Annotated in this window: 18 protein-coding genes and 1 pseudogene; 9 read left to right on the forward strand and 10 right to left on the reverse strand. The window is 38.5% G+C overall.

Annotated features, from left to right (window positions below):
* Positions 1–16: 16 nt before the first annotated feature.
* The 5 genes from LT090_RS03100 to LT090_RS03120 form a co-directional block, all read right to left on the reverse strand.
* Positions 17–922 (reverse strand): class I SAM-dependent methyltransferase, encoded by a 906-nt coding sequence (locus LT090_RS03100; RefSeq protein WP_068544753.1) that lies wholly within the window; start codon positions 920–922, stop codon positions 17–19.
* 140 nt (positions 923–1,062) lie between these two features.
* Positions 1,063–2,484: a sodium-dependent transporter gene (locus tag LT090_RS03105; RefSeq protein WP_068544751.1), complete on the reverse strand. Its 1,422-nt coding sequence runs from the start codon at positions 2,482–2,484 to the stop codon at positions 1,063–1,065.
* A gap of 99 nt (positions 2,485–2,583) precedes the next feature.
* Positions 2,584–3,009, reverse strand: a complete 426-nt coding sequence (locus LT090_RS03110) for a DUF6491 family protein (RefSeq protein WP_068544749.1) — start codon at positions 3,007–3,009, stop codon at positions 2,584–2,586.
* A 136-nt stretch (positions 3,010–3,145) separates the two neighbouring features.
* Positions 3,146–3,805: a lytic transglycosylase domain-containing protein gene (locus LT090_RS03115; protein ID WP_068544747.1), complete on the reverse strand. Its 660-nt coding sequence runs from the start codon at positions 3,803–3,805 to the stop codon at positions 3,146–3,148.
* A 48-nt stretch (positions 3,806–3,853) separates the two neighbouring features.
* Complete coding sequence (locus LT090_RS03120; RefSeq protein WP_068544745.1) at positions 3,854–4,000, reverse strand: DUF2496 domain-containing protein; 147 nt, start codon at positions 3,998–4,000, stop codon at positions 3,854–3,856.
* A gap of 212 nt (positions 4,001–4,212) precedes the next feature.
* Here LT090_RS03120 and LT090_RS03125 point away from each other — a divergent pair, with 212 nt between their 5' ends.
* A complete protein-coding gene (locus tag LT090_RS03125; RefSeq protein WP_068544744.1) occupies positions 4,213–4,410 on the forward strand; it encodes a DUF2986 domain-containing protein in 198 nt (65 codons plus the stop codon).
* A gap of 78 nt (positions 4,411–4,488) precedes the next feature.
* On the forward strand, positions 4,489–4,665 hold the full coding sequence (locus LT090_RS03130; protein WP_068544742.1) for a XapX domain-containing protein: 177 nt from the start codon (positions 4,489–4,491) through the stop codon (positions 4,663–4,665).
* 16 nt (positions 4,666–4,681) lie between these two features.
* On the opposite strand, the gene LT090_RS03135 is transcribed toward LT090_RS03130, so the two are convergent.
* On the reverse strand, positions 4,682–6,652 hold the full coding sequence (locus LT090_RS03135; protein ID WP_068544740.1) for a DNA topoisomerase III: 1,971 nt from the start codon (positions 6,650–6,652) through the stop codon (positions 4,682–4,684).
* A 223-nt stretch (positions 6,653–6,875) separates the two neighbouring features.
* Between LT090_RS03135 and LT090_RS03140 the strand changes: the two genes are divergently transcribed.
* The 7 genes and pseudogenes from LT090_RS03140 (at position 6,876) to LT090_RS17120 (ending at position 17,014) form a co-directional block, all read left to right on the forward strand.
* Positions 6,876–7,406 carry a VF530 family protein gene (locus LT090_RS03140; RefSeq protein WP_068545034.1) on the forward strand — a complete coding sequence of 177 codons (531 nt, stop codon included), beginning with the start codon at positions 6,876–6,878 and terminating at the stop codon, positions 7,404–7,406.
* A 138-nt stretch (positions 7,407–7,544) separates the two neighbouring features.
* Positions 7,545–8,675 carry a GGDEF domain-containing protein gene (locus LT090_RS03145; protein ID WP_082897035.1) on the forward strand — a complete coding sequence of 377 codons (1,131 nt, stop codon included), beginning with the start codon at positions 7,545–7,547 and terminating at the stop codon, positions 8,673–8,675.
* 224 nt (positions 8,676–8,899) lie between these two features.
* Positions 8,900–9,238: a hypothetical protein gene (locus LT090_RS16805; RefSeq protein WP_157726585.1), complete on the forward strand. Its 339-nt coding sequence runs from the start codon at positions 8,900–8,902 to the stop codon at positions 9,236–9,238.
* 131 nt (positions 9,239–9,369) lie between these two features.
* On the forward strand, positions 9,370–10,890 hold the full coding sequence (locus LT090_RS03155; RefSeq protein WP_082897033.1) for a TolC family protein: 1,521 nt from the start codon (positions 9,370–9,372) through the stop codon (positions 10,888–10,890).
* Complete coding sequence (locus tag LT090_RS03160; protein ID WP_068544739.1) at positions 10,883–12,415, forward strand: efflux RND transporter periplasmic adaptor subunit; 1,533 nt, start codon at positions 10,883–10,885, stop codon at positions 12,413–12,415. The genes LT090_RS03155 and LT090_RS03160 overlap by 8 nt, the downstream gene beginning before the upstream one ends.
* A gap of 17 nt (positions 12,416–12,432) precedes the next feature.
* A complete protein-coding gene (locus LT090_RS03165; RefSeq protein ID WP_068544738.1) occupies positions 12,433–15,558 on the forward strand; it encodes an efflux RND transporter permease subunit in 3,126 nt (1,041 codons plus the stop codon).
* A 49-nt stretch (positions 15,559–15,607) separates the two neighbouring features.
* Positions 15,608–17,014, forward strand: a pseudogene (locus tag LT090_RS17120) (PepSY domain-containing protein).
* Here the strand turns inward: LT090_RS17120 and LT090_RS03180 are convergent.
* The 4 genes from LT090_RS03180 to LT090_RS03195 all read right to left on the reverse strand — a co-directional run bounded on the left by LT090_RS03180 (position 16,994) and on the right by LT090_RS03195 (position 19,792).
* Entirely contained in the window at positions 16,994–17,524 is a 531-nt protein-coding gene (locus tag LT090_RS03180) for a DUF3833 domain-containing protein (protein ID WP_068544734.1), read from the reverse strand. The pseudogene LT090_RS17120 and the gene LT090_RS03180 sit on opposite strands and share 21 nt — an antisense overlap.
* Before the next feature lie 49 nt (positions 17,525–17,573).
* The gene (locus LT090_RS03185; protein ID WP_068544732.1) at positions 17,574–18,131 is read right to left on the reverse strand and encodes a chalcone isomerase family protein; all 558 of its coding nucleotides are present in this window, start codon (positions 18,129–18,131) and stop codon (positions 17,574–17,576) included.
* The gene (locus LT090_RS03190) at positions 18,104–18,607 is read right to left on the reverse strand and encodes a DUF2878 domain-containing protein (RefSeq protein ID WP_068544730.1); all 504 of its coding nucleotides are present in this window, start codon (positions 18,605–18,607) and stop codon (positions 18,104–18,106) included. Before LT090_RS03190 ends, LT090_RS03185 begins: the two co-directional genes overlap by 28 nt.
* A 186-nt stretch (positions 18,608–18,793) precedes the next feature.
* Complete coding sequence (locus tag LT090_RS03195; protein ID WP_068544728.1) at positions 18,794–19,792, reverse strand: LPP20 family lipoprotein; 999 nt, start codon at positions 19,790–19,792, stop codon at positions 18,794–18,796.
* Between the last annotated feature and the right edge of the window lie 12 nt (positions 19,793–19,804).

Below are 19,804 nucleotides of genomic sequence, written 5' to 3' on the forward strand. Positions count from 1 at the left end.
GGTTAAGTACGTGTGCTTATTGGCTTTGAAATTTAAATACCAAAACCTTTAAACCTTTGCCCGGCATTGCTTCTTGATATACCTTAGGCGGTGTTATGCGCTCGATAAATTCACAGCTCGGACATTCAGTGTCTACCATATCAAAGATAAATTGCTCGTTTAGATCCGGTGAATTTAAGCACAGCATAACTAGGCCATTGTTATTCATTAATTGCGGTAAACGTCTGATGATTTTTGGATAGTCACGTTTAATATCAACGCTACCTTTTTGAAATGATGGGGGATCGGCAATCAACAAGTCATAAGGACCGTGTTTTTTTAGTCTTGAATAAGATTTGAATATATCGACACCTTCAAATTTCACTCGACTTAAATCATGTTTATTTAAACGATGGTTGTCACGGCCTTTGGCTAGTGGTGATTTGCTAATATCGACGTTCACGACTTTATTAGCATTGCCAGCAATAGCTGCGACAGAAAAAGCACAAGTATAAGCAAATAGGTTCAGCACTGACTTATTATCACTATTTTCCAATACCCACTGACGACCATTTCGCATATCTAAAAAGATACCATTGTTTTGCGCTTGACCAAGCTGAATTTGATACTTTAATCCATGCTCGTCGGCAATAATATCGCAGATATCCGCACCCGCTAATAATTGATAAGGCGCTTTTTCACGGCAACGAAATTGCACCTTCACACTTTTACATTCGGGCAGTATCGTTAATAATTGCGAGGCCTGATGCTCTAGCCATTCGCTACTTTCTTCTTTGTATAAAGTGATTAAAGCCACTGGTGGCAGCCAGTCGACACAAACATGCTCTAAACCTGGATAGGCGTGGCCACGACCATGGAATAAGCGGCGTGCTTGAATTAAGTCGTTCGGCTGGTATTGCTCGATGTTTATATGTTCAATCATAAAAATAACAGTAGGGAATAGAATGAACAGATTATATGGCTAAAACAGTTTAGCTACTAGTGTCACCCTTTGAAATAAGCTAAAAACAAAAAGCCCGAAATTAATCGGGCTGTTTAATCGCTAATTCAGTTATTGATTATTTAGCTAAATACATCGTAACCAAAGTAAATTTTGGCGACAGTATTAATAAATATTGCCGCAAGAATAAATGGAATAAATGTTCCTAACGAGAAATCAACGTACTTAGCTAGGAATGATTTTCCATAGCTCGGGTTACCTTCACTAAGCTCGGCATTTAAGTTGTGCTTCTTCCAGCGGAAACTGACAAATAAACAAATCAATAAACCGTTCAGTGGTAATATGGTGTCGTAGAACATATCGTAAATGACATCGAAAAGAGACTTAGTGCCGCTGCCATAGCTTGTTAATGACGTTAACCAATCAACCATACCGAAAGATAACGTTGATAACACTGCAAGCAAGCCGCCCCAGATAAATATCGTGGCCAAAGCTTTTTTGCGATCGTGACCTTTTTCATCGATTAAGTAAGACACTGGTACTTCGATAATTGATACTAAAGAAGTAATTGCCGCAAAAAATACTAATAAGAAAAATACTGATGCGATGGCACTTGCTAAGAAGTATCCTACCGATGCTTGCAATGCTAAGAAAATCTTAGGAAGGAAGACAAAAATCATTGATACAGAGCTGTCACTTAACTCTTCAGTATTTACTTCTGGGTTGAATGAGAATATTGCAGGCAAAATCATTAGGCCGGCAATAAATGCTACCGAAGTATCGGTAATTGCAACTAGTTTAGCTGACTCTTCAATGTCTGTTTTATTTGAAATGTAAGAGCCGTAAGTAATTAAAATACCCATACCAAGTGACAGTGAGAAAAACGCTTGAGACAGCGCTCCACTAATAACACTTGGCGTTATTTTATCTAAATCTGGTACTAGATAAAATTGTAATCCTGCCATCGCGTTGTCCAATGTAAGAACAAAGATCACCAATAAAATCAACATGACAAATAGTGCTGGCATCATGATTTTTGCTGCACGTTCGATACCTTGCTTAACACCCGCTTTAAGGATAAATGCGACAACACCGCCTACCGCTACCATAGAAGCAAATAACCATGGGCTGTTAATTATTTCACTAAAGCCATCGGCACTAGCCAAGTAGTCAAGTTGGCCAGCAACTGTCATCACAAGGTATATAAATATCCAAATAGTTAGCACCGTATAAAATACCGCAATCATAAATGGTGTGATGATGCTTAACAGTCCGGCTAAACGCCATTTTGAATTTTGTCCTGCTAACGCTCCATAAGCGCCAACTGGATTTTTTGCTGTTTTACGGCCAACGGACATTTCAGCCATCATGACTGGCAAACAAATCGCAAATACAAAAATGGCGTACATCAATAAGAATGCACCACCGCCGTTTTTCGCTGCGTTAACTGGAAAACCTACAATATTACCAATACCAACAGCAGAACCTGCTGCAGCAAGGATAAAGCCTAATTTAGAACTAAAATGTTCGCGAGGAGCACCCATAAAAATTTCCTGAGTTATATTTTATTATTATTTTTAATATTAATTAACATTGAATGCTAACAAGGATTAATGAATTTGTCTTGATTAAATTATTCGCTGCTATTTTTCAGCTTCTGTCGTAGCGTTTTCTGTTAGCACTTCCAGTTTTTCTGGGTGCCAGAGATAGATTGCCATAACCGTACAGTTAGCTGGAATTGCAGTGTCTATGTCGGTAATAACTTTATCCCCTTTGCCTAAACAGTTGCGTGGACCTTTAGCAACCGTTCCAATCGCAAAAGTCGCATTTCTAAGGTCGCACGTTCCTACCAAATCTAACTTGTATTCGACATCATTGCGGTCTTTAACAATCAACGCTTTATTGTCGTCTTCAATGGTATCCCAATTATCAAGTTCTCGAGTAAAACAAATTTGATTTACTTCTTCACCTTGGCGAATGTCGACTTTCTCGGGCGGATTATCGGTTGACGTTGAACAAGCATTTAATACCAATACGATAGGAATTAATGGCAATATTTTTTTAATCATAATTGCTCCTCTTAAGAGATCACACATCGACAAATTGTTAAATGATTACACTTAATTTAAATGACGATTCATTTATATAGTAGCTGGGTTCGATTGTATTTATTCGCAAAAGTTCAACCGTATTTACTTGTAATGTCTAATGCTCATTCTTGTAGCGATAATGCAAAATTTTAACACGTTCAACATAGACTAATGTTTCAGCGTAAGGAGGAATGCCTCCATACTTTTTAACCGCGCCTTCTCCAGCATTGTACGCTGCAGCAATAAGATCGATATTGCCTCTATATTTTCTGTTCAATTTCGCTAAATGTTTAACGCCGCCAAAAATATTATCATTGGCATCGAGTGCATTTTTAACGCCTAGTTCTTTTGCTGTTGCCGGCATTAGTTGCATTAACCCTTGGGCACCAACTTTAGATATTGCGCTAGGATCAAAGTGTGATTCTGCATGAATAACCGCTCGAATCAAAGCTGGGTCTACATTGTTCAAAAACGCATGTTGGATAATGTTTTCTTTAAAAGACTCTTTATTCAGAGGCGTTTTATACCAGTTAACCATTGAACCGACATTACAAGCATAGCAACCAACTTGGACAATTTTGTATTTAACGTTTCGCGGTTGCACATCAGAAAAACTCGGTACACCATTTTCCGAATATTTGTATACTAGTGTTTCTTCAGCGCTCGCGATTTGTATAGATAAGCAGATTGCTGAAAGGGCAATAAATATTGAGCGCAGTTTCGCTAAAGCTTTGCGTTCAATTGATTGTTTAGTCGCGCGGTAAATCATAGTCATATAGTATTATTATTCGATTGACGTTTTTTATTATCTTTTCATTATAGCTTATTGTTTGTCATTTTTATGTTGAAAGTCATCAACAACAATCGCGAGTGCCTTTAAAGCAGTATCGGCATCAATATCGTTTTCTTCTAGCAGCTGAATAATATCGACGGCAAGTTTTATATGATCCGGGGCTTTTTCTAACGACATAGGAAATCCTAAACTATGATTAACGGTATTAGCAACTTGTCAGTGAAAGGTAAGCTAAATTGTTATTGAAGCCAAATTATCACTGAAGAGAGTACAACTCTTTAATCACAAATAGTATCATCAGTTATAATAAACAAGAATAACATCTTAACCTACTTAATCGCTTTTAACTAATTAAATGACGGTGATTTAACACCAATAATAGACAGCATATGAATCGTAAAAAGAAAGTAAAACAAACACTTAAAGCTCAGATCAAAAAGAAAAATGCTAAAATGCACAAATCTAACAAACCTAAGTATATTTCCAAAGCTGAGCGGGCGAAGTTAGCTGCAGCGGAAACTGAAAATTCTACGCCAGAAAATCAAAGTAATACCGCAGAAAGCAATCCTGAGCAAAATACCGAGTAACTAAATTTACTCCTGATACTGAATTTAATTCTATAATCAAATCAGGATTAATCATTCAGTTAAAGTTTGGGGTAAATTATGCAAGAAGTCATTTTAGCGTTAATTGCTGGTTTTGCAGTCGGTATATTCTTTTCATTTCTAAAACTTCCAATTCCAGCGCCACCTGTGCTGTCAGGCATTATGGGCATTGTTGGAGTGTACTTAGGTGGGATCACCTATTTATGGATTATTGAGCGTTTTTTTACGCAATCGTAAGTTAAGAAAATCACGACTAAGCACTTGCTTTTTTAGTGTTGTATTTTTTACGAAATTTACGCTTTTTGTATCCTGGTTTTACTGTGCTCTTTGGCAAATTAGTCAGAGGCTGAGCTCTTGCATTATCAATCATTTGCGCAATGGTAGTAGTTAGAGGTCGCATAAAGCTTTGATAATTTAGCTGCTGTTCACTAATACTATTTAAACTCGATTCCCATTGCGCTGTCATATCTGGTTTTGTAGCCATTGCAGGCAGAGCGATAATTAACGAACGTCCTATCTCGGTCGATTTTATCTGCTTTCCTTGTCGAACCAGGAATCCACGTTTAAATAAAAGTTCAATAATGCCAGCTCGGGTGGCTTCTGTACCTAAACCATCGGTATCTTTGAGTATTTTTTTAATATCACCATCATCGACAAATCGTGCAATATTAGTCATTGCAGCAAGTAAAGTCGCATCGCTGAAACTCTGCGGTGGCTGAGTTTCTTTGGCGAGTAATTCGCCTTCAATACACTGTAATTTTTGGTCGTTAACTAGAGGCGGTAAATGTTGCTGACTAAACTCGTCAGAATCGGGCTTAGCATTTGTATGAGCATTTGTATGAGTATTTGGATGAGCTTTTTTATTCTCAAATAAACTTTTCCAACCAATTTGCAAAGGAGTCGTTGCCTTTGCGGTAAATAATCCAGATGCAATTTTTACTTCAACATGACTTTGTTGATATTTATAAGCAGCATAAAATTGTGCTAAATATTGACGAACAATGAGTTGGTAAATGTTTTGCTCGAAGGTATTCAAATTGATCTTCAACGCACTTTTCTCAGTTGGCACAATGGCATGATGAGCTGACACTTTACTGTTGTTAAATGCTTTCGATTTTAGGCTGGTATCGGCGTTTTTTGCCCATTGGCTGTATGTTTTATCACCTTGTGACAACTGACCAACAATGACTTTCGCCTGAGCGAAATGATCATTTGGCAAGTAACGACAGTCAGAGCGAGGGTAGGTAATAAGTTTATGCTTTTCATACAATGCCTGACATACATCTAAGACAAGCTTAGCATTCATCGAGAAACGTTTTGCTGCATCTATTTGCAAGGCCGATAAATTATAAGGTAAAGGTGCATTTTGCTGTTTATCGGTGTGCTTAATTGATTGAACGGCAGCTGGTTGGTTATGAATTCGAGATACGACATTCTCTGCCAATGCTCTGTTTAACACTCTGCCTTCATCATCCATATAAGGCTTGCATGCCTCACTTGGTTGCCATTTTGCTTTAAAGCTAGCGCCGTTTTCATCAACTAAATTTGCCAATACCTGATAAAACGGTTTGCTGACAAAGTTATCAATTTCTATATCTCGATTTACCACTAGTCCTAACAATGGAGTCTGCACTCGACCAACTGATAATACCCCTTGATACCCAGCTTTTTGTCCTTGAATGGTATATGCACGAGTTAAATTGATGCCATAAAGCCAATCAGCACGCGCTCGTGCCAAGGCTGAAACAGAAAGAGGGATAAAGTCTGAATTAGGTTTTAACGAATTTAGAGCGCGCTTAACGGCAGCAATATTAAGATCGCTAATCAACAATCGTTTAATTTGTTGCTTTTTGCCTTTACCAACCTTGAGAAAATCAATTACTTCATCGACCAATAACTGACCTTCACGATCCGGATCGCCGGCATGGACGATTTCATCACATTGTTTAACCAGTTTTCTTAACACGGTTAATTGTGAGCGGGTTTGACTTTTAGGTTTTAATTGCCATTGCTCTGGCACTATCGGTAAGTGTTCCATGCGCCATTTTTTAAATTCGACATCATAGTCTTCAGGATTTTGCTGCTCTAGAATATGGCCAATACACCAACTTACGACATCGCCATTGGCAACTTCGATATAACCTTGATGCTTTTTATGAGGTTTTGGTAGTGCGTCGGCAATGGCACGACCTAAACTTGGCTTTTCGGCAATATAGAGTTTCAATTAATTACTCGCAATACTATGAACAAAATAGGTTATAACAAATTACTGATGATATATACAGTAAATTATTCAGACGGGGCTGTGATTGGATTTATCAATTGTTAAACTTTAATATTTGCTTTGCTATCTTATATTGTTAAATGCGATGGTGATGTATAATGTCGAAAGCTTTCGCATAGAAACAGCTAACCACATCATTGTTCAGTCAACTATTTGGAATTTTATGAGCACAATTGAAGAACAACAAAACAACCCTTTGCATGGCCTAAAAGTTGAATCGTTATTAAATGAGTTAGTCGATCATTATGGTTGGGTAATTTTAGAAGCTGCAACGAATATCAATTGTTTTAAAAATAGACCAAGTATCGAAGCAAGTTTAAAGTTTCTTCGTAAAAACAAATGGGCTCAAGAAAAACTAGAAAACTTATATTTGTACGAATATAAACGTATGCCAAGGCCTAGTGATGCACAATATGAGCTTGCGCCGCGCGAACGTGGGTTTTCATCTGGTTTAGAGCCAAGAGAGCCGCTAGTACTAACAGTAGAAGAATTACTAGCCAAGCGTGAAATACAGCAAAAGAAAGCGCAAGAATTTCAGGCTAAGGGTTTTAAATCTAAAAAATCAGCGAGTTCTGTTCATTCTAATTCTCGCAGTTCAAACAGTCGCAGACCAAATAATAAAAGTCGCTCCAACTCCAGCCAACAATCAACGAATAAGCCTGTAGACCCTTGGGCGGCCTATAAGAAAGATTAAACCTACTGGTCAATGACGTCGCACTCGTACATTCTGCTATTTAACATGTCAATCAACATGTTAGCAGCTTAACTAATGTACTTTTCTGTGTTGCTTGTTAGAATGTTGTTAAATAATAAAAAATGACGCGGAGAAAGCATGAGTGATGTGATTAAGGGAGCTAAAAACTTATTGTTTAGTTTTCTTTTTTTGACGTCCGCTTATTTTGCTACGTTACACTTCCAAACCAGTTGGCAAACCCATGTAACTAATTTATCCGCAGTATTATATAGCCTATTCGTTATAAGTTTTTTATTTTCTTGGTATTTCAAACAAAGCCGAATATCGTTTTTAACTTTGTTATTGCTAGCGGTATATTTGTTCCAACTAAATGGCATTAGCAGTTCCAATGAGCAATTATATGTCGGCGTATTGTTTGCTTTATTGTTGTTATCATTTATTAAAGAACGCGGCATAGCAACCATCCCAGGCTTAATACAGTTAACCTTATTTTCTTTAAGCCAAGTAGCGAGCTTTGGTTATGTTTATGCGGGTGAGCACTATGTCTCGCAGCTGTCTGTTGAATTGGCGCTCGTTGTCACTTTGGTATTAGTCATTTATCAAAGCATCAGAAAGCCCTCTGTTGCCCAATCTGCAATATTTATGAGTTTGATCGCGTGGGCGTTAATGCATTTCAAATTAATTGCCATGCCACTCAATATTTTGTTGATTATACTGCTGGCATTTTATTTGGTTTTAGTCATTATCGAGTCTTATTTTCTTGCCTACCGAGATGAACTTACGTCTTTGCCATCAAGAAGAGCATTAAATCAATACTCAACAACGTTATCTGGTAAGTACACGGTAGCAATGCTCGATATTGACCACTTTAAAAAGTTTAACGATACCTACGGCCATGATGTAGGTGATCAAGTGTTAAAACTCGTGGCGAGTAAAATAGGGCAGGTTCGAAAATCTGGAAAAGCATTTCGTTATGGCGGCGAAGAATTTACCCTTGTTTTCAATCGAAAAAACAGTGAGCAAGTCATGTCTGAGCTTGAACGCATTAGAAAACTAATTGCCAATTATAAAATTGTCATCAGACAGGCAAAGCGACAATCAAAAAATGCCCGTGCTAAGCAAAAAGTTGTAAGCAAAAAAGTCAGTGTTACTGTGTCTATCGGCGCAGCAGAGAAACAAGCAAAACAAGACTTCGAACAAACCATTAAGTGTGCCGACCAAGCACTGTATAAGGCCAAGAAAGCTGGTAGAAATAGGGTTCATAGCTAAAATCATATATTAAGGCGACGCATTGTTTTGGTAATAGGTGATGGCAACTATTTGATTTTATAGTTGTGCTAAATATTTATTGTGATTTATACTTCACACTGATTCATAAAGAAATTTTTGACCAAGCATTTGATCATCAGACGATCAAATAGGTAACAGGATTAATGAACATATTGAAATTTTTTACACTGATTTTGACATTCGTGGCTTTTTTAAGTCAGGCGATGCCAACTGCTGTTGAGTGTAAAATGGATCAAAGTTCAATGTCGAATATGGATCATGATATGTCTAATATGAGTCATGATATGGACCATATGAATCATGACATGTCTAATATGAGCCACGATATGGCTAATATGAATCATCAGCTAGAGCAAAGCGCTGATGATTGTTGTGAGCAAAATTGTGCGTGCACGATGGCAAGTTGTAGTTCTGTAGTATTTGGCCAGCACAGCTTTATCTCCGTCTCACTAAATTACTCTTTGGAAAAAATTAGTGCTCGTATTTTTAATATTAGCAAACCTATCCAAACCTCTCTTTATCGACCACCAATAACGATCTAATTGCAGTATAAGTGTGTCCAAAATATGGCCTAGAGCTGTGTTTTGATTATTTTCTTACGCTATTTTTAATTGCTTTTATATTACCTCACTGATCAATCAAGATTTCTAGTGAGCGCTGTTATTGGTGAACTATGTTTATTTTCAATCTCTACAAGGCTAATGCTTATAAAGCTAGTGCCTACAAAAAAGCGAGTGCTTCTCAAGCTCTTGCGAATAATATTACCGCGCGATTTGCGTTTTGTTGTGCTCTGCCATTTATATTATCAACACAGGCATTCGCATCTAGCGATAACGTTGAAACCGCTCCGTTAACATTTAGCAAAGCAATTCGTATTGCTCAACAAAATGATCCCTGGTTGACGGGAAATATAGAAAAGCAAAGATCCGTAGAATCGATGAGCCAAGCGTCATATTCACTACCTGATCCGCAAGTATCAATTGGTGTTGGAAATCTAGCCGCAGATTCGCTTGAATTTGAACAGGAAGCTATGACTCAGTTCAAAGTTGGTATTACTCAAATGTTCCCGCGGGGGGACAGCTTATCGGTCAAAAGTGAACAACTTAAAATTGAAAGTGAGCAATACCCATTGCAACGCCAAGATAGAAAAGCAAAAGTGGCAGTCACGGTTGGTAGTTTGTGGTTGGACGCATACAAAATTGAACAAACCATTGTGCTGGTTAAAAAGAACAGAGCTTTATTTGAACAACTGGTCGAGTTGGCGGAATCAAATTATTCATCTGCAAAAGGTAAAACAAGGCAGCAAGATGTTGTGCAAGCGCAAGTCGAACTTATTCAATTAGAAGATAAGCTAGTTCAGTTATCCCTTCAACAAAGTCAAATAATGGGCAATTTAGTTCAATGGGTGAGTGACTATTCTGTTGAAAAAGCAGAGGCGAAAAACTCTACAAGTAATTCATCAAAATTCAATATTGAGCAGTTAACTTTGGCTGGGGACATACCTCAACTTGAATCTAATCAACAGCAGATTGTGCTCGCAAATTCTTGGCCTAAACAAGAGCAACTGGCACTTTATTTTGTTAACCATCCTTCCGTACTAGCGCTTGATAAAAAGATTCATGCCGCTAAGAGTTCGATTAAATTAGCGAAACAAAAGTATCAACCTGAGTGGGGGGTAACTGCCAGTTATGCCTATCGAGATGATGATCCTATGGGCAATGAACGCTCTGATCTGTTATCTATCGGCGTCACTTTTGATTTGCCTCTATTTACCGAAAACAAACAGGATAAAGAAGTCCAGTCAGCGGTATCACAAACGCAAGTAATTAAGACGGATAAAATTTTACTGCTGAGAAAAATGATGAGTTCCTTTGCCAGCAGTAAAGGTCGTTTTATGTCATTACAACAACGAAAATCTTTGTTTAATGAAAAGTTGGTACCACAAGTAAATGAACAAATAGAAGCGGCATTGATGGCATATACCCATGATGATGGTGACTTTTCTGATGTGATCAGAGCAAGAATGACGATGCTCGAGACAGAAATAGACTTTCTCGCAATTAATGTAGAAGAACAAAAATTACTATTGGAATTAAACTATTTATTTATGAATGCTGATCAGCATCATATCGCTTTTAATCATTCCAATATGCAAAAACCTAAATACGCTCGCCAGGGAGCAACTAATGACTAATAAAACCCAAACCTTGATAAAGACTCCAATTGTCGCTGCAGCAATCGGCATTATTATTGGTATAGCGGCCTGTTATTTTGTATTAACTTTCTTGTTAGCCGGGCAAGTACACACTCAAGTCGCAGAGCCTAATGCTAAAGAGGAACCCTTATATTGGGTTGCTCCGATGGATGCAAATTATCGCCGAGATAAACCTGGGAAATCGCCAATGGGTATGGATTTAGTGCCTGTTTATGCAAATGATAATAGCGGCTCAGATGAAGAAGCTGGAATGGTAACAATATCGCCATCTGTGGTGAATAATTTAGGCGTTCGTACAGCAACTGCGAAAATGCAAAAGCCAGAGCGAAACATCACCACGGTAGGGTATGTAACTTACGATGAAAATAACCTGTTGCAAGTTAATCCGAGAATAGAAGGTTGGATAGAGAAGCTATACGTTAAAGCCGTTGGCGAGTTCGTTACTAAGGGGCAACCATTATACGATATTCATTCCCATGAATTGGTAAATGCACAAGAAGAGTTTTTACTGGCGTTACAACGAAACAATAAACGTTTAATCGAAGCAACTGAGAATAGACTTATTGCCTTGCAAGTACCATTGGCTGAAATTCAGCGCTTGAAAACATCCCGTAAATTAAAACAAAACCTGACATTCTATGCGCCGAAAAGTGGTGTGATCGAATCATTATCGATACGCGAAGGCTACTACGTTCAGCCTAATAAAGGCATTTTAGTGATTGGTGATTTAACCAATGTATGGGTCAATGTTGAAGTGTATGAACGACAAGCATCATTGGTCAACGTTGGTGACGATGTCACTATGACTTTAGATTATATCCCTGGCAGAAAATGGCTCGGTAAAGTCGACTATGTTTATCCTGAATTATCCGAGAAAACTCGTACCTTAGTAGTTCGCCTGAAGTTTAATAATGTTGATGGTAAATTAAAGCCGAACATGTTTGCACAAGTTACGATTAATTCTTCTAAAGACAATGAATTGCTGATGATCCCACGTGAAGCATTAATTCGTACCGGTAAGCAAGATAGAGTAGTTTTATCGCTAGGAAGTGGTCGATTTAAATCCGTAGAAGTCATTGCTGGGCAAGTAATTAATGGCCACGTTGAAATATTATCGGGCTTATCCGAGGGAGAGGAGGTCGTTAGCTCAGCACAATTTTTACTGGATTCAGAATCGAGTAAATCATCAGATTTTAAACGAATGGCAAGTCATCAGAAAATAATGTCAGCAACGACAACAGGTGTCATTAATTCGGTAATGGTTGAACATAGAATGGTCAATATAAGTCGCGGCGCCATTGAGAAGTGGGGGCGAGATCCTGACACCATGGATTTTCTGGTGGCAAAACATATTGATTTAACCGAACTTCAAAGTGAGATGAATGTGATTTTTACGTTTGAGATCCGCGATGGTGATTTTATCGTTATTGATATTTCAAATGCAGAAGAATCAGGCGAGGATGTTGTTGATGCTCATTCACCGATTGATCATTCAAGTCATTAGTGAATAGGAGAAACCATATGATTGCTTCTATTATTCGCTGGTCAGTACTAAATCGATTTTTTGTACTGTTAACGACATTCATTATTATTGCTGTCGGCATTTTTTCAATTAAAAATACGCCAATAGATGCCTTGCCTGATTTATCCGATGTTCAGGTGATTATCAAAACGAGTTATCCTGGGCAAACGCCGCAAGTTGTTGAAGATCAAGTAACTTATCCGATGACAACGGCAATGTTGTCAGTGCCTGGGGCTAAAACTGTTCGTGGGTTTTCATTTTTCGGCGATTCTTACGTTTATGTTATTTTTGATGATAATACCGACATCTATTGGGCAAGAAGTCGCGTATTGGAGTATTTATCACAAGTTGCTCCAAGACTCCCTAAGAATGCAACGCCACAGCTTGGCCCTGATGCAACCGGTGTTGGCTGGGTATATTTGTATGCCTTGGTTGATAAAACTGGCCAACACGACATTAGTCAATTGCGTTCTATTCAAGATTGGTTTTTAAAATATGAACTGCAAACCGTTGAGGGAGTATCAGAAGTCGCGCCAATAGGCGGTATGGTCAAACAATATCAAATTACTGCAAACCCAGATAAGTTAAGAGCATTCAACATACCGTTAAGTATGATTCAAACCGCTGTTAAGCAGGGCAATCAAGAAGTCGGTGCTTCGGTTATTGAAATGGCCGAAGCAGAATATATGGTTAGTGCCACAGGCTATATCAATAGTATTAGTGATTTGGAAAATATACCGCTAGGTGTCAATGTTAAAGGCGTACCGGTACGCTTAAAAGATGTCGCCGATATTAGCCTTGGTCCGCAAATGCGCCGTGGCGTAGCTGAATTAAACGGTGAAGGAGAATCCATTGGTGGTGTTGTTGTTATGCGTTTTGGCGAAAATGCTCAAAAAACCATTAATGGTGTTAAAGAAAAACTTGAGCAATTAAAGAAAGGTTTACCAGACGGCGTTGAAGTGGTCACTGTCTATGACAGATCGGGTTTAATTGAGCGTGCGGTAGATAATTTATGGTCAAAACTAATCGAAGAGTTGGCGGTGGTCGCGCTAGTGTGTATGGTATTTTTGTTTCATATTCGCTCTTCATTAGTGGCGATTGTTACCTTGCCAATTGGCATTCTAGTATCGTTTTCAATCATGTATTTTCAAGGGATTAATGCCAACATTATGTCCCTTGGTGGTATTGCCATCGCTATCGGCGCGATGACCGATGGTGCCATTGTGATGATTGAAAATATGCATAAACATATGGAGAAAACGCCTTTAACTCCTGAGAATCGTTGGCAATTGGTGGCTAAGTCAGCGGCAGAAGTTGGTCCAGCCTTGTTCTTTAGTTTACTGATCATTACCGTAAGCTTTATGCCAGTATTTATTCTTGAGGCGCAGGAAGGCCGTATGTTTAGCCCGCTGGCGTACACTAAGACTTATGCAATGGCCGCATCGGCAGGTTTAGCGATAACTTTGATCCCTGTCTTAATGGGGTACTTTATCCGCGGAAAAGTAATTTCAGAGAAAAAGAATCCGGTTAATAGAGCTCTAATTGCAGTTTATCTACCACTTCTTAAAACGGTTTTACGGTTTCCCAAAACTACCATTGTCAGTGCAATCATTGTTACTTGGGTTGGCTTTTATCCGATCGACAAAATTGGTAGTGAATTTATTCCACAGCTCGATGAAGGCGATTTAATGTATATGCCTACCACGTTTCCTGGCATTTCAATTGGCAAAGCTAGAGAGTTATTACAACAAACCAATAAGCTTATCGCGACTGTTCCTGAAGTTGACAATGTATTTGGCAAAGTTGGCCGCGCGGAAACCGCGACAGATCCGGCGCCGTTAACCATGATTGAAACATTTATTCAATTGAAACCAAAAAATGAGTGGCGTGACGGTTTAACTACAGAAACTCTAAAGCAGGAGCTTGACGCATTGGTTAAGTTCCCAGGTCTTACTAACGCTTGGGTGATGCCAATTAAAACTCGTATTGATATGTTAGCTACTGGTATTAAAACGCCTGTCGGAATCAAAGTTGCCGGTAGCGATTTAAATACCATTGAAGATATTGGTGTACAAATAGAGCAGATTTTAAAATCTGTCGAGGGTACTGCTTCAGTTTACTCTGAGCGGGTCGCTGGTGGGCGCTATATCAAGGTCGATATTCAACGCTTAAAAGCATCACGTTATGGCTTAAATGTCGCTGACATCCAACAAGTTGTTGCTACAGCAATTGGTGGTGTGAATATTACGCAAACTATAGAAGGCTTAGAACGTTACCCGGTAAATTTGCGTTACCCACAAGATTATAGAGACTCACCGGAGCAACTCGCTTTATTGCCAATAATCACGCCGAGTGGTCAGCGCATTTCGCTAGGAGACGTCGCCAACGTGTTTGTTGAAAATGGCCCTCCTGGTATAAAAAGTGAAAATGCTCGTATCAATGGTTGGAGCCTTATTGATATTGAAGGTGTCGATGTCGGAAGTTATGTTGCTAACGCCAAACAAGTGCTGGATAAAGAACTGATACTTCCCGCTGGTTATTCAGTATCTTGGGCCGGGCAATATGAATATATGGAAAGGGCAAAACAGAAGTTACAATTTGTTTTGCCATTAGTTTTAGCGATTATCCTAGTACTGCTGTATTTGAATTTTCGTAATTTAACCGAAGTGGTTATTATTGTTGCCACTCTGCCTTTTGCGTTGATTGGCGGTATATGGTTAATGTATATTGAAAGCTTTAACTTCTCGGTAGCCGCAGGAGTCGGCTTTATTGCACTTGCTGGCGTGGCTGTTGAAATAGGCGTGATAATGTTGGTGTATTTGAATCAAGCATTACAGCAGGCGATGGAGCAGCATCAGCAGACAAAAACTAGGTTTGATGAACGCGCCTTAGTGCAAGCGATAACTGCTGGTGCTGGATTACGGGTTCGTCCGGTAATGATGACAGTTGCCACTATTATTATTGGTTTGTTACCGATACTATATGGTCAAGGTACGGGATCTGAAGTTATGAGTAGGATAGCAGCACCTATGGTAGGTGGTATGGTAAGCGCGGTTGTATTGACCTTGCTTGTGTTACCCGCAGTATATTTGCTTTGGAAAAAACAACATCTAAATGAAAAGTAAGAAGTCTTCATCTCTGGCCAAAATATCAAGAAAGTACCATAAATGGCTAATGTTATTTATCGGTGTTCAATTCGTTATTTGGTCAGTGACTGGCACTTATATGGTGTTTTTAAATATTGACTATATTCATGGTAACAGCTTAGTTGTAAATCATCAGACAGCAATTGATGCTAACAGTATTGAATATTCACAGTCAGAGTTGTTGTTACAATACCCAAACGCCAATAACTTAAAGTTAGGTACCTTTATTGATACTGCTGTGTATTCATTTTCGGTAGATGATAAGCAGTATGTCATTGATGCCCGCAGCGGCAAAATGCTGTCACCAATTAATAAAGCTACGGCAATATCAGCTGCCAAACACTACTATTCAGGTTCGCCATATATAGACGATATTACTCTCATCAATGAGAATCCACCCTTTGAATTACGTGCCAGCGCATTACCAGCATGGCGCGTAGATTTTGAGGGTATGTCAGCCCCGACTATCTATGTCTCAGCTGAAACTGGTCAGCTTGTGGGAAAGCGACATCAGTTTTGGCGCATATTTGATTGGATGTTTCGCTTTCATGTCATGGACTACGATGATGGCTCTGATATTGATAATTCGTGGCTATTTATCCTCGCCATACTTGGCATGATTGCTACCATAAGTGGAATATTTCTTACCTATTACCATGTATTTAAGTCGTCTAAACCGGTGTCGTTTTAATGGAGACGCTCTAAAATGGGGATAATTAGGAGAATCCATAAATGGCTTTCGGTTATTGTTGCGATTCAGTTGTTAATATGGCTGATAAGTGGACTGTTTTTCAATTTGATGGATGGCGCAAAAGCGAAAGGTAGGACTTATCAAAATACCGAAATTAAACACATAGAATTTGATCTCTCCAAATTTATCGAGCCAAAAGCTATATTGCAACAAAGTAAGCGGCCGGTTGTGTCAATTGAACAAACGCAATTACTCGACAAGCCATATTATCTGCTTACTCATAAACAGGGATTGTATAAACATTTTAAAAATGAATATAGCTTAATTGACGCGTATAATGGCAGTGAGTTTAAGGTGACAAAATCGATTGCAACAAAACTTGCATTAGAATCATATGCGGGGAAGGGAAAAGTCGTTGATGTCACCTTAATCAATGGTAGATTGGATGAGTATCCAAAACAGCAAAATGCTAGCTGGCGAATTAACTTAAACGATGACATTAATACCAGCGTTTATATCCAAGCCAATTCTGGCCGCATTGTCGGTCATAGTGATGACCATAAACGTTTCGCAGATTTGATGTTTAAGCTACATTTTATGGATTATGCAAATAAAGGTAGCTTCAACAATATACAAATAATGCTGTTCGCCTTTATCACCCTTTGGTTGACTTTGACAGGCATAATTTGGACGATATATCTCGGCGTTAAAGGTCAATATAAACTAGTGTTTTTCAAAAAATAGAATCACATTCGCTACGTTTAAACCAAACTTATAAATTTTTGCGCTATTAAGCATACGTTTATCGTCAATCAGCGCCATAGTGTCGTCAAAGCTAACTTCATAGGTGTCTCCATCAACCGGTAACAACATCGAATATTGCCAGATTAATACTGAACCTGCCTGTTCACCCGTTGCCTTACCAATAATATCATCAGCTTTACCTACATAGCTGTTATCGCTAGTTTTTGTTATTCGCCACTGGCGAAATTGTTTTTCACCATCGTCATAAACAAAGTATTCATCTAGAACGCCTTCATTACCATTCCATTTAGCTTCAATATCAACGACAAAACGTCTCACCACTTCATCATTAAACCCTGTGACCAAACCATATCCGCTTACTTTTCCATTGAAAAATTGTTCTAGTTTAAACACAGGTGTAGAGTTGCTATATTCATTGATATCAGTGGTGCAGCTAGTAAGAAAACTGCTGAAAACAATGATAATGATGAAAGATTTAATCGCTTTCATTAATTAGAGTTCCTATTGAGAGTGTTCTGTTCGTGAGTAATAGCTAACATTAGTTTTTAGCCACGGCGGTTTTCGTTAGTTTACGCATCAATTCAGGTCGCGTACTGTCTTTAGATAACCAGATTGAGAAGAATTTAGAAAGTTGTTCGCTACCTTCAAATACATGAATGAGTTTATTATTATGTTCAAGTAATCCTTGCGAATTCTTATCGAGAATTAAAGTTAAAGAGTCATCTTCCTTAATGTCAGGAAAGACAAGTCGAAGTTGTTCTAACCATGGCTTGTCAGCTACGTCATAGATCCCCATTTCTTGCCATTGGTTTTTAGTTTCATCAACTAATTCCTCTCCGTCGATATCTAGATAATAGGTTAAATGTAATTTTAGCGGCCCTTTGATACCTGAGAATGTTCCATCTTCCGTATAAAGCTGAGCTTTATAAATATCAAAAAATAGAATTTCTAATTTCGCTTTGCCAACGTTTAACCATTTTATCTTTTTATAAGCAGGCGTATCCTCAGTCTCGGCATTAATCGTTGCAGCAAAACTAAGATTTTGAAAAGCTAAGAACGCTAGGATTATTAATGATGAGCAGATTGTTTTGAACATGACATCCTCCGATATAATAACTGAGAGCAAGGAAGGAATAGGATCCAAAAAGCGATGAAAGCAGCAGTAAATGCATCGAAGTTCCAATTTATTTTTACTGCACCTAGCGCTTCTGCAGCGATATAACTACTTACACCGGCAATGCCAGAAATAACTGTGTAGACTCCGTAGTTAAACGGTAAATGTTTGAAAAGAATGGTGCTGTAAAAGCTAAATGCAATCCATAGCAAAACTAAAAATCTAGGTATTACGACCGGCTCGCCAAATAACATCCAATCGAAATGAATAAGTAAAGAATCGACGGCGATACCAGTTGCGCTTAACGTTAGAAAGTAACGCCAGTATGAAAGTTGTTTGTATTGATAAATGGCCCATATAATTAATAACAGAGCAGCAACACCGGCTGCTTGAAAGTATACACAGCAGAACCAAATGATGTTAAATATTAGACTGTTAATAATTAGTGGGTAGTTCATACGCACCCCATGGTAAATTCATATACTTGTATATACGTATGATTTTAGAATTCGGTTCATTTTAGCGTTAAAGCACTCGGTACTAAGATATAAAAAAGCCCTAACTCATCAGTTAGGGCTTTTGCCGATTATTGTAATTATGGCTTATGTTAAACAGTTCAACCATCAAACATCAACACTCAAATTCTATTTTGGAGGCGTACTTAATAGCTCAAGTAAATAATCCGGTAAATTTTTGCTGATCTCATCTTGCAAACGCGGCTGCAATAATTGCTCCTCACGAGCAGATATTTTTATTGGCCAACGCATGTGGGTTATTACCGTACCATTATCTACTAAGCTAAGATCATAGCTACCACGTAACCAATACCATTCTTCTTTAAATGCTGGATCTATGGTGTCTAATTTTGCTTTTAACAATAGGTTTGATTGCCCTGCATGTGGAATACCAAGTTGTCCTAAAGCAGACTGCAAGACGCTGTTACTTTCATCGCTCTCGGCACTTGTTGCGACGCTCAATTGCGCTAAAGATTGCTTGATTAGCGTTTCTATTTCCTTGCTACTGGTTTTATTAGGAATACTTTTATTTGCCACCTGTATCAGTTGCTGATGTGCAATTTCACGTTTAATTTGCTCACCTCGAGCTTGGCGTAAGGCGTGAAATGCGAGTACCACGTTTGGCGCAGTATTTTTACTATAGGCAAGAAGCTGCGTAGTATTTTGATCTGCATTTCGAATTTTTTGCGTCAAGTTTCTTGCAGCTCGCTGTTTCTCAAGTATTGCTAACGCGTAATGTTCGCCAACAGGGCTAACCCAGGTTTCTTTAATGATCGCACCTTCAAGTTCCAAGTCAGTTGTTGTTACCACACTTCGGCTTAATTCTTGGGTATTTTCGATGGTGTAAGTTCCACTAGAATTACTGGTAATTGCCTTACTAAATTCTTTGGTATCAGCATTTATATCAACGGTAAATATTTTAGCTAAATTAGCTAGTGCACTATTAGCAGCAACATCACGTTGTGAAGCATAACCTGTCGCCGTTAAGTATTGCTGTGACGAGTATTCAATTTCTGGATTATCAATCCAGCTTGGTTTTGGGTTTTCGTTGCCACCGCTGCTGCAGGAAGAAACAAGCAAAGCAAAAATTGATGCACATATAAATGATAATGTTTGTTGGCGTTTCATAAGGTTTCCTGT

Source organism: Thalassotalea crassostreae, assembly GCF_001831495.1.
GTDB classification, from domain to species: domain Bacteria; phylum Pseudomonadota; class Gammaproteobacteria; order Enterobacterales; family Alteromonadaceae; genus Thalassotalea_A; species Thalassotalea_A crassostreae.

What these genes read in the sequence shown, in the direction of transcription:
- LT090_RS03100 (WP_068544753.1), bottom strand. Translation starts at nt 922, where the DNA reads ATGATTGAACATATAAACATCGAGCAATACCAGCCGAACGACTTAATT.
- LT090_RS03105 (WP_068544751.1), bottom strand. Translation starts at nt 2,484, where the DNA reads ATGGGTGCTCCTCGCGAACATTTTAGTTCTAAATTAGGCTTTATCCTT.
- LT090_RS03110 (WP_068544749.1), bottom strand. Translation starts at nt 3,009, where the DNA reads ATGATTAAAAAAATATTGCCATTAATTCCTATCGTATTGGTATTAAAT.
- LT090_RS03115 (WP_068544747.1), bottom strand. Translation starts at nt 3,805, where the DNA reads ATGACTATGATTTACCGCGCGACTAAACAATCAATTGAACGCAAAGCT.
- LT090_RS03120 (WP_068544745.1), bottom strand. Translation starts at nt 4,000, where the DNA reads ATGTCGTTAGAAAAAGCCCCGGATCATATAAAACTTGCCGTCGATATT.
- LT090_RS03125 (WP_068544744.1), top strand. Translation starts at nt 4,213, where the DNA reads ATGAATCGTAAAAAGAAAGTAAAACAAACACTTAAAGCTCAGATCAAA.
- LT090_RS03130 (WP_068544742.1), top strand. Translation starts at nt 4,489, where the DNA reads ATGCAAGAAGTCATTTTAGCGTTAATTGCTGGTTTTGCAGTCGGTATA.
- LT090_RS03140 (WP_068545034.1), top strand. Translation starts at nt 6,876, where the DNA reads ATGAGCACAATTGAAGAACAACAAAACAACCCTTTGCATGGCCTAAAA.
- LT090_RS03145 (WP_082897035.1), top strand. Translation starts at nt 7,545, where the DNA reads ATGAGTGATGTGATTAAGGGAGCTAAAAACTTATTGTTTAGTTTTCTT.
- LT090_RS16805 (WP_157726585.1), top strand. Translation starts at nt 8,900, where the DNA reads ATGCCAACTGCTGTTGAGTGTAAAATGGATCAAAGTTCAATGTCGAAT.
- LT090_RS03155 (WP_082897033.1), top strand. Translation starts at nt 9,370, where the DNA reads ATGTTTATTTTCAATCTCTACAAGGCTAATGCTTATAAAGCTAGTGCC.
- LT090_RS03160 (WP_068544739.1), top strand. Translation starts at nt 10,883, where the DNA reads ATGACTAATAAAACCCAAACCTTGATAAAGACTCCAATTGTCGCTGCA.
- LT090_RS03165 (WP_068544738.1), top strand. Translation starts at nt 12,433, where the DNA reads ATGATTGCTTCTATTATTCGCTGGTCAGTACTAAATCGATTTTTTGTA.
- LT090_RS03180 (WP_068544734.1), bottom strand. Translation starts at nt 17,524, where the DNA reads ATGAAAGCGATTAAATCTTTCATCATTATCATTGTTTTCAGCAGTTTT.
- LT090_RS03185 (WP_068544732.1), bottom strand. Translation starts at nt 18,131, where the DNA reads ATGTTCAAAACAATCTGCTCATCATTAATAATCCTAGCGTTCTTAGCT.
- LT090_RS03190 (WP_068544730.1), bottom strand. Translation starts at nt 18,607, where the DNA reads ATGAACTACCCACTAATTATTAACAGTCTAATATTTAACATCATTTGG.
- LT090_RS03195 (WP_068544728.1), bottom strand. Translation starts at nt 19,792, where the DNA reads ATGAAACGCCAACAAACATTATCATTTATATGTGCATCAATTTTTGCT.